The following is a 13,578-nucleotide window of genomic DNA, read 5'->3' as shown; positions in this document are numbered from 1 at the left end:
ATGACCGCATTGCCGAGAAATAACCAACGCGGCGCGATTCTGATTATCGCCCTGATCATGTTGCTGTTGCTGACGATCATCGGCTTGAGCAGCATGCGTGGTACTTCGCTGCAGGAAAGCATGGCCGGCAATCTGCGTGACAGCAACCTTGCCTTTCAGGCCGCGGAAGCGGCGCTGCGCCAGGGGGAAGGGATGGTCGATGGGAAAGGCTTCGATGAACTGCGCGACATAGTTGCGCTGGACGGTACCTATACCGGCTTTCCAGGCGTTGCGACTGCACCCACTTTCCGCATCACAACGCTGACCGAGATACGTACCAGTCTCGATCCACAGGATCCCATTGAAGGTGTTCTTGTGCGGGTGGAGGCGGATGGTTTCGGCATGGCACTTAATTCGAACGCCAGCACCGCTTCCGAAATCAAACTGCGTTCGGTCTTCCTGGTCGAGTGATAAATGGCCAACCGCTTTATAAGCCCTCTTCGGGAGTCGTAGTGATGAACAGCCACGCGCGTCGATACAAACTGCTGCATACAGGTGTGGCTTTCACCATGTCGTTAGCAATCGCATTCGCCTCGACCGCCCAGGCGGATGTTTCCCAGTCGCCACTCTTGTTGGGCGGCGGCAGTGTGCCGGGTAATCTGGCGCTGGTGCCTTCGGTGGAGTGGCCGACCATTGTCAGTATGGCCAATCTTGGCACTTACTCTGTTAGTAATAAATATGTCGGCTATTTCGATTCGGATAAGTGCTATGACTATAGTCATGATGCGGTGAACAGCGATCGTCGCGATAGCCATTTTTTTCCCAAGTCCAAGACCAGTAACCGTAGCTGTGCCGGGCAGCTATGGAGCGGTAATTTTCTTAACTGGGCGGCGACCCAGACCATTGATCCGTTTCGCAGTGCGCTGACCGGCGGTTATCGAGTCAGGGACACGCCTACAGAGACCTGGTTGGAAAAGGCCAGGCATACAGGTCAAAACAGCAGTGGCGCACGAGTTGTGTCGGTCAGTACGTTGGTAGGCAATGCAACGCCCGCGAATTGGAGCACTTTTAAGACGCGCCTTGCAGGTTTGGGTAATCGCATGCGTTTTACCTTAGATGGTAACCTGAACGGAACAGTCAGCGCTTACACATCAAACACTGACCTTTCCACTAGCGGCAGCACCGTATATGAAGTTTATATACGGGTAAAAGTATGCGACTCCAAGGTGGGCTTGGAGCAGAACTGCAAGCAGTACTCGCAGGGCTATAAACCTGAAGGGTTGATACAACAGTATTCCAGTGATATTCGTTACAGTGTTTTCAGCTATTTAAACGATCACGATGTCCTGCGTGATGGTGGCGTGTTGCGCGCCAAGCAGAAATTTGTCGGTCAGACCACTCGTGTTCCTGGGGAGGCCGGCAACCAAAGTAACGCTGCGAACGAGTGGGATGCAACCACGGGCGTTTTCATACAAAATCCCAACGCTGCGGATGCGTCCGCTACAAATGCCGCGATTGTCGATAGCGGGGTTATAAATTATCTAAATAAATTTGGTCAGATGACCACCAAAAACCATAAAAGCAAAGACCCGGTCAGCGAGTTGTTCTATACGGCGCTGCGCTATTTCAAGAACCAAGGCAATGTTTCGGCCTATTCCACCATCGCCGGTGACGCGGCCACGCGCTACGAATCGGCCGACGGTTTTCCGGTTATTACCGCCTGGGATGACCCTATCCAATATGCCTGTCAGAAAAACGTGATTTTGGGTATTGGCGACACCAATACGCACCGCGATAAAAATCTCCCCGGTAACCTCACTGCGGGCGACGAACCTGCAGTGCCAAGTGAGGTCAGTTCGGATAAAACGGTCAATGTTGTAACTGCGACGCAAAAAGTAGCGGCGCTTGAAGGCATCACCATCAGTACCCCATTCACGGCTACGGGGCAGCATAACTCGGCCTATATAGCAGGCCTCGCCTACGACGCCCATACCAAGGATCTACGTAAAGACTGGAAGGGCGAGCAGACCGTTTCTACCCATTGGGTTGACGTCCGCGAGAACGAGACCTTGGCTGGAAAAGCCAACAACCAGTACTGGCTTGCTGCCAAGTACGGTGGTTTCAAGGTGCCTAAAGATTTCGATCCTTACACGCGTAGCGAGACGCTTCCTGAGTCGTGGTGGCACACCAGCTCAGACATGTTGGGTACAGATTATCCCCGGCCCGATAATTTCTATGTGGCGAGCGATGCCGCAAAAATGATTGAAAGCCTGGAGTTGGCATTTGCTCAAATCGCCAAAGAGGTGGAAAGCACTACGGCGTCGCTGGCGGCCAACTCCACTCGGATGGATACCGATACGGCTGTATTTCAATCGCAACTCAATAGCAAGCGCTGGAGTGGCGATCTTTTGGCACGACTAATCGTCGACGACGAGGTTGGGGTTGAGGCCAGTTGGAGTGCCGCCAGCGCGCTGGATGCGCTCAGCGATGTGACCAGCCGGAAAATCTTCACCAGCGTGCCGCCCACCGCAGACTCGACCAAGGGCCCGCTGCGTTCGATCAAGGGTATCGACTTCACATGGAGCGATCTGAAGGACAGCCAGCGCGCCGGATTTATCAAACAGGGTGAAGTGGATACCTCTGTTGCGCAGCAGCGTGTGGCCTTTCTGCGGGGGGATCGCTCGCTGGAAATCACCGATGCGGATCCCGGTAAGCCTTTTCGCCAGCGCGCCAGCCGCCTGGGGGACATAGTCAATTCGGACCCCCAGTTTATCCATCAGCAAAACTTTGGTTACTCGGCCTTGGCTTGGAGCGACGGTGCCGTGGGCAAGGCCTATGCTGCATTCCGTGCAGCCGATGCCTATAAAAAACGCACCCCCATGATCGTGGTTGGTGCCAACGATGGCATGTTGCATGGCTTCGATGCCAGGGTCAGCAAAGACTCTGCGAAAAATGGTGGCAGCGAGCTGTTCGCCTATGTGCCCAACAATGTATTGGCTTCGCTGAGCGCTCTGGCCGAGCCGGCCTACTCTCACCAATACTACGTCGATGCTACCCCGCGCATTTCGGATGCCTGGCTGGGCAGCGATGGCGGCTGGCGTACTGTGGCTGTGGGCGCGACCGGTGCTGGCGGTAACAGCGTGTTCGCCCTGGATGTCACCGACCCTGACAACATGTCCAGTGACAGCGTGCTGTGGGAGTTCACTCACCCGAGCATGGGTTACACCATGGGCCAACCTGCATTGGTCGCGCTGCCCAACCAGAAATTCGGGGTGATCGTCAGTAGTGGTTATCACGATAGTACCCCGGCCAATGGCAAGGTCTGGATTCTGGATGTTGCCGACGGCAGTGTGATCAAGGAGTTCACCCTTGCCACCAAGGGTGGCCTGGGTACGCCGTTAGTCTCCGATACGGACTTGGATCAGGTGGCCGACCGAGTCTATGTCGCTGACACTCTGGGTAACCTCTGGCGGTTGGATCTGAGCGGTAACAGCGCCGTCAGTTGGGGTATCCCCAGCACGCTCAACGCCAACCCGCTATTTATCGCCAAGAATGATGCGGGAGCGCGGCAAGCCATTACTGCGCCGTTGACCGCCGCCCTCAACGACAAGAAACAGCCCATGGTGTTTTTCGGTACCGGTAGTTTTTACCGTACCGGCGATAACGAGGTTCCAGTGAACCCGGCTGTAGAGAGTTTCTATGGGATTATCGACAACGGGCTGTTGATCGACGGGCGCGATGACTTGCTGGAACAGCAGATCATCAAGGAAGCCAAGCTGAGCAGCGGCGACAAGTTTCGCGCCATTACCCAGAATGAGTTGGAGGATGGCGACAAAGGCTGGTATCTGGATCTTGCCTGGCAGGCGGGGGAGGGTGCCACTGGTGCCCTGGGCGAGCGCGTGGTTGCCAAGGCCTCCTTGCGTAATGATCGGGTGATTTTCACCACCATGACTCCTTCTGCGGATCCCTGCGATTCCGGCGGAACCAGCTGGATCATGGCCGTTGCCTTGGGCAGCGGCGGCCGACTCAGCTACGTGTATTTCGATACCAATGGTGACGGCATATTGGATAGCAAAGATCTAACTACTCTCACCGATGACGGCGACGGCATTCCCTGGTCAGGCTATTCCGATGAGGATGCCGGTGTGCTTAAAGGCACAGCACAGATCGAGGCGGATGACGCTACGCTGCTCTGTTTCGCTGGCTCCAACGGTGCCACGCCAAGATGCATCGAAACCCCCGACACACGCAGACAAGGTCGGCAATCCTGGCATGAAGTGAGGGTTAACTGATGACGCAGGCTATCGGTCGGCCCGACATGGGGCATCAGACGTCGGCATCGCGGAGCAGGGGCTTTACCCTGATCGAGCTTATGATCGTGATCGTCGTCATCGGCATTCTCGCCGCTATTGCCTACCCCTCGTACGAGGAGTACATGCGCAAGGCCAAGCGTGCGGACGCGCAAACCGTACTGCTGGAGTTGGCGCAATTTATGGAGCGACACTACACCGCAAACGGTACCTACCTGACGGCCGCTAAGGAGGCTCCCGCCTTGCCGTTCAGCATTGCCCCCAAGGACGGCAGCAGAAAGAACTACGACCTGAGCTTTGCCAGTACGCCGACAGCCAGCGGTTATACCCTGCAGGCGGTGCCCACGGGATCCATGGCAAGCGATCCCTGCGGGACATTGACCCTGAACAATACGGGGGCCAAAGGGCAGGCCGCGGGAGCCAGTCTCGCTGCGTGCTGGCGCCGCTAGGGGCTCAGATGCCTAGCGGCCTCCCGATAGTTGTTGAATGGCTGTGCTCAGGACAGCCCTTGCGTCATTACGTAGCGGACGATGTCGGCGGTACTGGTAAAGCCCATCTTTTCCATCAGGCGTGCTTTGTGGGTACTGACCGTCTTGTGGCTGATCGCCAGTTCCGCAGCGATCCCTGTGACGCTCAGGCCACGGGCGAGGAAGCGCATGATCTGCAGTTCGCGGTTAGTGAGCCCGTCATGCGGGTTCTCTGCGGTCGGGGCGGTGGCGGCGAAGGCTATTTGTTCGGCGAGCTCGGCGTCGATGAAACGCCCGCCGGCAGCTACTCGGCGGACGGCCACCAGCAGGGTTTCCGGGTCACGGTCTTTGGTCAGATAGCCGGATGCACCGGCCTTGAGCGCACGCTGAGCGATGGGTACTTCATTGTGCATGCTCAGTACCAGAATCGGCAGTTGCGGGTAATGGTTGTGGATGCGAAACAGCAGATCCTCGCCACTGATGCCCGGCATGCTCATGTCCAGCAACAGCAGGTCGATATCTTTCTGGCGCAGCTGTTCGAGTAGCACGGCACCGTTTTCCGCTTCGCCGACTACTTGCAGGTCGGAGGCGAGGGCGAAAAGCTGTTTCAACCCTTCGCGCATGATGGCGTGGTCATCAGCGATCATTAGTCGAATCATGAGTCCTCGGTGATATATGCAAAGGGATATGTAATTGAACACAAGTACCTTGCCCAGGGGTACTGTCTACGGTCACTGCCCCCCCTAGCATGTGGCCGCGTTCACGCATTCCGAGCATTCCTAGCGTGCCTTGGCGCGTTTGCTTCGGATCGAACCCCCTGCCGTCGTCGCGCACTTCTATCAGAATCTGATCGCGGCTAGGTTTCAGGCGGATCTCCACTTGGCTGGCCAGTGCGTGTCGGGCGACATTGGTCAAGGACTCCTGAATGACCCGAAAGGCTGCAGTCGCACGCTCGTTATCGAGATCCAGGCGAGCCTCTGGTGCTTTCAACCTACAAGCAATACCGGTATTGCGGGAGAACTCGGATACCAGCCATTCGAGTGCCGAGGTTAGCCCCATATCGAGTGCGGCAGGGCGCAGGTTGGTCGCCACGTTGCGCACTACCTGGATGGTTTCGTCGGTCCGCGCCATCAATGCCTGGACGCTTTCTATCAGCAGCGGCTGGTCTTTGCCGAACTGCAGGCGTAGCAGGGAAATGCCCATGCGCAACGCGGTGAGTTGCTGGCCCAGTTCATCGTGAATTTCCCGAGCCATGTGTTTGCGCTCCTCCTCTCGGGTGGTTTCACGGCGGCTGGAGAGCAGGCGGAGTTGCGCATGGGACTCCTTCAAGCGTCGTTCCGCCGCGCGCATGGCGCTGATGTCTCGACCGATTGCGAGAATGCTGACGACTTTTCCCTGTCGATCGCGCTCAGGCAGCAGGCGGGCTTCGAACCGGGCTGCATCGGCGCCCGGTTCGGCATCGATGACGACTTCTTCTTCAGCGGCTTCGCCGGTTCGGGCGATGTGCGCGAGCGTTTTGCGGAAGACGTGGGTCGCATTCAGCCAGGGCAATACTTCATCCGGGCCTTTGCCGAGCAGTTTGTCCAGGGATTTACCCAGAATGGCTTGGGTCACCGGATTGGCGTAGATGAAGCGGCCTTGCAAATCGAAGCGGGCGATGACATCCGGGCTGTTCTCCACTAGCGCGCGGAACTCTTGCTCGCGGACGTGCAGGATGCGCTCCGCATGCTTGCGTTCGGTGATGTCGCGGAAGATGCCGACGATCCTCTGGATACGTCCGTAAGCGCCGCATACCGGGATCAAGGTCGAGTGGAAGTCTCGCTGGCCGATGGGCAGGTCGAGCTGCATTTCTTCGTCGATTGACGACCAGCTGTCTACGCAATGTTGAAACTTGGCAATGGCGCTGGCCACCGTAGCCGCTGGCAGTAGTTCCTCGGCAGTCTTGCCGATCAGTTCGGCGCGCTCCAGGCTCACGCAACGCTCGAATGCCGGATTGACTTCGATAATGCGAAAGCCTCCATCCTCGACAACCTCTAACAAAAAAAGTGGGTCCTGGGAGTTATCGAAGATGTCCCGATAGCGTTGTTCGCTCTCGAGCAACAACGCTTCGGCGCGTTTACGCTCGATGGCGATGGCGGCCAGGTGGCTGGCTTGGTGAACCAGCCTGAGGTCGTCCTCGGTCGGCAAGCCCGGCTTGCGCAAATAGATACAGAAGGTCCCCAGTACCTCTCCAGCGGAGTCCATGATCGGTTCCGACCAGCACGCACGCAACCCGGCCTGGCTAGCCGGTTCGCGGAATGCGGCGCAATCCGGGTGGGTGAGTAGGTCTTCGGCGATCACCGTGCTCCCGCGCCAGGCGGCGGTGCCGCAGATACCGATGCCTTCGCCGATTTCGATATGACCGAGGGCCTCGAGATAATCGAGCGGCAGGCTGGGGGCCGAACCAGGGATCAAGTAGCGGGCGTCCTCGTCCGCCAGCATGATGCTGGCCAGGAAGTCCGGACGCGCTTGCTCGACATATTGGGTTACTAACTCCAGAACCTCCGGCAGCAGGGCTCCTTGCGCCAGCTGCTCAAAAATCCGCAGTCGGGCTTCCTCCAAACGTTCGTGGCGTTTCAAGGCGGTGATGTCATGACCCTTGGCCAGAACGCTGACCACTTGGCCATCCACGCCGCGTTCGGCAATCAGTTGGATGGAATGTACGACCACTTCGCCGGTCTGTGGGCATAGCCATTCCTGGACGGTTTCCAGAGGTTCCCCGGAGGCGATCACCTGACGCAGCAACGCTTTATGTTCGGCGGCGGTAATGTCGCCCTGCCATCTGTCTTCGAGTGGGCAATGCAGGGCCTCGACGGCTGGGATACCGGTTTCCCGTTCGAACGCCGGGTTGACGTAGGTGCGTTGGCAGTTCAGGTCATAGCGCACGATCAGGTTCAGCGAGTTCTCCGCCAGGGAGCGGAATTGCTGCTCGCTGGTCAGCAGCCGGGTTTCCATTAGTTTGCGTTCGCTGACGTCGCGGCTGATGGCCGCGATGCGGTAGATGTTTCCGTGTGCGTCGCATATGGGAATGAAGCTTGAGTGGATGGTTATGAGTCCAGTTGGTAGCTCTATGTCGCCTTCCCATTCGACTGGTTTACCACTGGCTAGGCAATGCTTGAGACTCGCCATAACCCTGTCGCTGGCTTTGGGAGCGAGCTCGCCGAGATATCGGCCGATCAACTGCTCGCGGCGCATCCCTGAGGCGTGCTCGAAGGCTGTATTGACCTCAATGTGGCGAAAGCGTTGATCCGCAGTCACCTCTAACAGATAGAGGCTGTCCGATGTGTATTCGAAGATTTCGCGGAAGCGTTGCTCACTGTCTTGCTGGGCTGCCTGCAGGCGCTTGCGTTCGGTGATGTCGCGAGCCAGCTCCAAGCTGTAGCTCTCACCGCCATACTCGAGATAGGTGATACTGAGTTCGACTGGAAAGATACGGCCGTCCTTGGTCTGGTGGCGGCTTTCGATGATTTCCGGCGGGCGCTCTGCGGCGTCGTGCCAATCTGCGAGGATCTGCTCGTTGGTCCAGTCGGGATCTATTTCGGCTACCGTCATGCTGAGTAGTTCTTTACGGCTGTAACCCAGGCTTCGGCAGGCCTCTTCATTGACATAGCGGAAACGCGCCTGACGGTCGATCAGGTAGGCGGCCTCATGCACGTGGCTGAGGGCAAGGTGCATCAGCGAGAGGCGCTCCTCGGCCTTGAGGAGGCGGCTGAGGTCTTCGATTTGAGCGACTAGATACAGAGGTGCGTCGTCGCTCGCGCGTACCGCACTGACGGTCAAGCGCATCCGCAGATACTGGCCGTCGCGGTTGCGGTAACGCTTTTCCAGGCGCAGGTAGGGTACTTCCCCGGCTAGCAGGGCTTGGCTAGCGGCGAGCTCCCCGGGAAGCTCGTCTGGATGGGTCAGGGCTTGGCTGGACATCTGCAGCAGCTCTTCCTCGCTGTAACCAAGCAGCTCGCAGAGGTATCGGTTGGCCCGCAGCCAGCGACCGTCGAGGCTCAGCAGGGCCATGCCAATGGCGGCGGAGTCGAAGGCCTTGCGGAAGCGTTCCTCGCTTTCCCGTAGAGCTTGCTCGATACGCTTGCGTTCGCTGATGTCATGCAGGAAGCCGAACCAGAGTATTGATCCATCGTCCTCAAGCGTCGGCTTGGAGCGGCCTTCGAGCCAGATTTCGCCTTTTTGCGGATGACGCACCCGGTATTCGCATTGCCAGGGACTTAGGGTGCGCGCCGATTCGGCGATCGATGCTTGTACCCGCGCGAGATCTTCGTAGTGGATGCGCTCGAATAGAATACCGGCGTCGCGCTTCAGCTCTTCCACGGTCACGCCATAGTATTTTTCATACCCCGGCGAGGCCCAAGGCATGGAAACCTCGCCATCACTGGACAGGCGAAAGGTACCGATAATGCCAGGTGCGGTTTCGACGATGCGCTGCAGCCACTGATTCTGCTCGAGCTGCTCATCCAGATTCTTAGGCGCTTCGATCCGAACGATTTCGCCCAGCAACAGCTCGCCTGCGGCAACCAGCTTACTGCGCCCAGACCATGGGCTGCCGTCCTTGTGCTGGTAGCGCAGCTCAAGCGGAAAATCTGCGGGGTTCGGGGGCTGCAGCCTGTCACGGTCGCTAGGGTGGAGGAAGTTGCACAAGGGGATGCCGGGCAATGCTGCGCGGACATAACCGAACAGTTCGGCAAAGGCGTCGTTGGCCTGCACTATCCGGCCCTGCTGATCGAGTAGAACCAAGGCGGATGAAGCCAGATCGAAGGTGGCTTCGAACAACTGCGCTGCTGGTGCCGGTGCGGCTAGGCCATCAGCTTTCGTAGAGAACCGCCTCTGTACTTCGTTCAAGATAAATCGCCTTTGGTTTCGCCGGTGCCACCGCGTCTTGCCAGACCCTGGGGCGATGCCGAAGAAATGCTAAGTTAACGCCTGACGATCCCTGTGCCGGCACCTCCGTGAACGGCGTTTTTTTGCTGAGCTTCTTGATTGGTCATACGCTCCGCAGTATCTGTTGACGTTGCCGCCGTTGGCAGAGTAATCGTTCGAAAATCGCGTTAGCCCAGCAGGTTTCTACCATTACTACCCTGTTTTTCGGCCTGTATGAGCTTTCTACGACTAAAGGACTAAAGGTTAGTGCCTGAGCGGCCACGCATAACTTGATGGCACGGGCTTGCCGCGGTTTGCATGGTAGAGGGGCGCTTGTGGGGGGATTAGCTGGATAACGTGTCGAGGCTCTGGCCTGCGATGCTGCTAGCGGCCAACCTGGTGTCTGCGGCCATGACGTACTCAATGAGGTTCCAGGCGTCCATGAGTTTATTCATACCGTCATCGTCCGGTTTGCTCAGGGCTTCGGCCCAGGACTTGGTGTCGGTCTTCACCGATCCCCCGTCCTTCTAGTATTCCGGCTTGCCGAAGATTTCCGGGTGCTGGTCCATGAACTTGCCGATTTCCTTGGCCGTTTCACGGTCTCCTTCGTCCCCCGCAGCCGGTTAAGCCCGGCTGTCGGGGAGCGGTGTCTAATAGTCTGTCATCGCTTCCAAGGTCAGCTTGAGCATGTCGTGCAGATCCTCCTGGCGCTGCTCGGCGCTCAGGTGTTCGCCTTCCAGAATGTGGTCGCTGACGGCCAGCACGCACAACGCCTGCTTGCCCAGTTCGGCGGCGACGCCGTAGAGACCGGCGGCTTCCATTTCCACGGCGAGGATGCCCATGCGCGTCATGCGCGCAAACAGCTCCGGGTCGGGTTCGTAGAACAGGTCGGCGGAGAATACGTTACCCACATGCACCTGTTGGCCGCGCTCGTCGGCCTTGCGCACGGTGCGTTCCAGCAGGCGGTAGTCGGCGATGGCGGCGAAGTCGAAGCCGCCCAGGCGCTTGCGGTTTACCGCCGAGTCGGTGGAGGCACCCATGGCGATCACCAGGTCGCGCACGCGCACATGGCTTTGCACCGAGCCGCAGCTGCCGACCCGCACGATGCGCTGCACGCCGTACTGGCTGTACAGCTCGTGGGCGTAGATCGATAGCGAGGGAATGCCCATGCCCGAGCCCATTACCGAAATCGGTTTGCCGTTGTACAGGCCGGTAAAACCGAGCATGTTGCGTACGCCGTTGACCTGGCGCACCTCGCTCAGGTAGGTGTCGGCGATCATCTTTGCCCGCAGTGGGTCGCCGGGCATCAGGACGGTTTCGGCGAAATCGCCCGGTTGGGCGCTGATATGAGGGGTTGCCATGGGGTGCTCCAGAAATCAGGTTTTGGCAGGCCAGAAGGACTGCCCGTAGCTGCCTTGCGGCAGACCGAAGAAATCGCTCAGGCTCTGGCCGATGTCGGCGAAGCTGCCGCGTTCGCCCAGGCTGCCGGGTCGCACGCCGGCACCTATGGCCAGCAGCGGCACATGCTCGCGGGTATGGTCGCTGCCCGGCCAGCTCGGGTCGCAGCCGTGGTCGGCGGAGAGGATCAGCAGGTCGTCCGCGGCCATCGCCGCCAACAGCTCGGGCAGGCGGCGGTCGAACGCCTCCAAAGCCTGGGCATAACCGGCGATATCGCGGCGATGGCCATAGAGCATGTCGAAGTCGACAAAGTTGCTGAACACCAGAGTACGCGGCGGCGCGTCGTGCAGCGCCTGCAGGGTGGTGTCGAACAGCGCGTGGTTGCCGTCGGCCTTGTACAGCTTGCTGATGCCGCGATGGGAGAAGATGTCGCCGATCTTGCCCACCGCGTAGACCTGGCCGCCGGCCGCGCAGAGACGGTCGAGCAGGGTTGGTGCCGGCGGCGGCACGGCGTAGTCGTGACGGTTGCCGGTGCGGCGGAAACTGGTGGCGTGCTCGCCGACAAATGGTCGGGCGATGACCCGGCCGATGTTGTAGGCGTCGCACAGCTCGCGGGCGATCTCGCAGATCTGATAGAGCCGCTCCAGGCCGAAGTGCTGCTCGTGGGCGGCGATCTGGAACACGCTGTCGGCCGAGGTGTAGCAGATCGGTTTGCCGCTGCGGATATGTTCCTCGCCGTACTGCTCGAGGATGGTGGTGCCGGAGGCGTGGCAGTTGCCGAGGATGCCCGGCAGGCCTGCGCGTGCGATCAATGCTTCGAGCAACTCCGGCGGGAACTGCGCGCCGAAGTAGCCCCATTCTGATAGCACCGGTACGCCGGCCATTTCCCAGTGCCCGGAGGGGGTGTCCTTGCCGCTGGACAGCTCGCGGCAGTAGCCGTAGGCACCGATCACTGGCTGCTGCGCACTGAAGCCGGGCGGGTAGCTGCCGCCACTTAGCGCGGCGGCGTGGCCCAGGCCGAGGCGCGCCAGGTTGGGCAGTTGCAGCGGGCCCTGGCGCTCGGCGTTGTCCGCCTCGCCACGGGCGCAGGCTTCGGCGATGTGCAGCAGGGTATTGGCACCGGTGTCGCCGAAACGCTCGGCGTCGGCGCTGGCACCGATGCCGAAGGAGTCGAGAACCAGCAGCAGGGCCTTGCTCATTGTCCGTTCTCCAGGATGCGGGCGCTGATCAGCGCGCTTTGCGCCGGCGCGGCGTCGCCCAGACTATAAGCGGCGCGCAGGGCCTGGGCGGCCACTGCGAAGCTGGCGGCGTCGCGGGCATGGATCATGGCCAGCGGTCGCTCGTCATCAACGGTTTCGCCCGGCAGCGCCAGCTGGCTGAAGCCGACCGCGTGGTCGATAGCGTCCTCCGGGCGCAGGCGTCCGCCACCGAGGCCGATCACCGCCAGGCCGACGCCGCGGGTATCGACCGCCTGCACCACGCCCGCGGTCTCGGCATATACCGGCTGCACCAGCGGCGCGACGGCCATGTGCTGCCAGGGCTGCTGATGCAGATCGGCTGGGCCGCCGAGGGCGACCACCATATCGTTGAAGCGCTGCAGGGCCGCGCCGCTGCGCCAGGCTTCGAGCAGCTGCTCGCGCGCCTGCTCCTGGGTGGCGGCAAGACCGGCGAGCACCAGGGTTTCCTCGGCCAGGGCCAGGGTCACCTGCCACAGGCGCGGGCTGCGCACCTCGCCGCTGAGCAGGGCCAGGGCCTCTTCCACCTCCAGGGCGTTGCCGGCACTGCGCGCCAGCGGCTGGTTCATGTCGGTGATCAACGCGCGGGTCTTCACCCCGGCACCATTGGCCACCGCCACGATGCTTTCGGCCAGGGCCTGGGCATCGTCCGGGTCGGCCATAAAGGCACCATTGCCGACCTTGACGTCCATGATCAGCACATCGAGCCCAGCGGCGAGCTTCTTCGACAGGATCGAGGCGGTGATCAGGTCGATGGACTCCACCGTGCCGGTGACATCGCGAATCCCGTACAGGCGCTTGTCCGCCGGGGCGAGATCGGCGGTCTGGCCGATAATTGCGCAGCCAACTTCCGCTACCACCCGGCGCAGCCGCTCGGGCTCCGGCTGGGTGCAGTAACCGGGGATGCTCTCCAGCTTGTCCAGGGTGCCGCCGGTGTGGCCCAGGCCGCGCCCGGAGATCATCGGCACATAGCAACCGCAGGCCGCCAGCAGCGGTGCCAGCGGTAGGCTGACGTAATCGCCGACGCCGCCGGTGGAATGCTTGTCCACCACCGGGCCGGGCAGATTCCACGCCAGCACCAGGCCGGAGTCGCGCATGGCCTGGGTGAGGGCGATGCGTTCAGCGAGGTTCATGCCCTTGAGCAGCACGGCCATGGCGAACGCGGCGATCTGCCCCTCGCTCAGGCTGCCATCCTGGATGCCCTGCACAAAGCGCTGGATATCCGCCGGGTCGAGTTCCTTGCCATCGCGTTTGCGACGGATTATTTCCTGGGGCAACCACATC

The 13,578-nt window shown here is 60.2% G+C and carries 9 protein-coding genes and 1 pseudogene; 3 read left to right on the top strand and 7 right to left on the bottom strand.

All coding sequences use genetic code 11. The features are described from left to right. Genes VMP31_RS00510 through VMP31_RS00500 form a run of 3 tightly spaced genes read left to right on the top strand, consistent with a single transcriptional unit; the run spans nt 1 to nt 4,738 of the window. Nucleotides 1-450 (top strand): pilus assembly PilX family protein, encoded by a 450-nt coding sequence (locus tag VMP31_RS00510; protein ID WP_325502979.1) that lies wholly within the window; start codon nt 1-3, stop codon nt 448-450. Nucleotides 451-494: 44 nt separating this feature from the next. Beyond that, entirely contained in the window at nt 495-4,271 is a 3,777-nt protein-coding gene (locus VMP31_RS00505; protein ID WP_325502977.1) for a pilus assembly protein, read from the top strand. Beyond that, on the top strand, nt 4,271-4,738 hold the full coding sequence (locus VMP31_RS00500) for a type IV pilin protein (protein ID WP_325502976.1): 468 nt from the start codon (nt 4,271-4,273) through the stop codon (nt 4,736-4,738). The genes VMP31_RS00505 and VMP31_RS00500 overlap by 1 nt, the downstream gene beginning before the upstream one ends. 47 nt (nt 4,739-4,785) lie before the next feature. On the opposite strand, the gene VMP31_RS00495 is transcribed toward VMP31_RS00500, so the two are convergent. The 7 genes and pseudogenes from VMP31_RS00495 to deoA all read right to left on the bottom strand — a co-directional run bounded on the left by VMP31_RS00495 (nt 4,786) and on the right by deoA (nt 13,577). Further along, nucleotides 4,786-5,415 carry a response regulator transcription factor gene (locus tag VMP31_RS00495; RefSeq protein WP_325502974.1) on the bottom strand — a complete coding sequence of 210 codons (630 nt, stop codon included), beginning with the start codon at nt 5,413-5,415 and terminating at the stop codon, nt 4,786-4,788. Next, nucleotides 5,393-9,643 (bottom strand): PAS domain S-box protein, encoded by a 4,251-nt coding sequence (locus VMP31_RS00490; protein WP_325502972.1) that lies wholly within the window; start codon nt 9,641-9,643, stop codon nt 5,393-5,395. Before VMP31_RS00490 ends, VMP31_RS00495 begins: the two co-directional genes overlap by 23 nt. A 362-nt stretch (nt 9,644-10,005) precedes the next feature. Then, the gene (locus VMP31_RS00485; protein ID WP_325502971.1) at nt 10,006-10,173 is read right to left on the bottom strand and encodes a hypothetical protein; all 168 of its coding nucleotides are present in this window, start codon (nt 10,171-10,173) and stop codon (nt 10,006-10,008) included. A gap of 15 nt (nt 10,174-10,188) precedes the next feature. Then, a pseudogene (locus tag VMP31_RS23305) lies at nt 10,189-10,263 on the bottom strand (hypothetical protein); the annotation flags it as partial. 48 nt (nt 10,264-10,311) lie between these two features. Beyond that, nucleotides 10,312-11,022, bottom strand: coding sequence for a purine-nucleoside phosphorylase (deoD, locus tag VMP31_RS00480; RefSeq protein WP_325502969.1), 711 nt, complete (start codon nt 11,020-11,022; stop codon nt 10,312-10,314). A gap of 15 nt (nt 11,023-11,037) precedes the next feature. Continuing rightward, nucleotides 11,038-12,258 carry a phosphopentomutase gene (locus VMP31_RS00475; protein ID WP_325502967.1) on the bottom strand — a complete coding sequence of 407 codons (1,221 nt, stop codon included), beginning with the start codon at nt 12,256-12,258 and terminating at the stop codon, nt 11,038-11,040. Beyond that, nucleotides 12,255-13,577: a thymidine phosphorylase gene (deoA, locus tag VMP31_RS00470; RefSeq protein WP_325502965.1), complete on the bottom strand. Its 1,323-nt coding sequence runs from the start codon at nt 13,575-13,577 to the stop codon at nt 12,255-12,257. The genes VMP31_RS00475 and deoA overlap by 4 nt, the downstream gene beginning before the upstream one ends. Between the last annotated feature and the right edge of the window lies 1 nt (nt 13,578).

Source organism: Pseudomonas sp. (assembly GCF_035512415.1).
GTDB lineage: Bacteria > Pseudomonadota > Gammaproteobacteria > Pseudomonadales > Pseudomonadaceae > Aquipseudomonas.
This window is presented reverse-complemented; position numbering and strand designations above follow the sequence as displayed.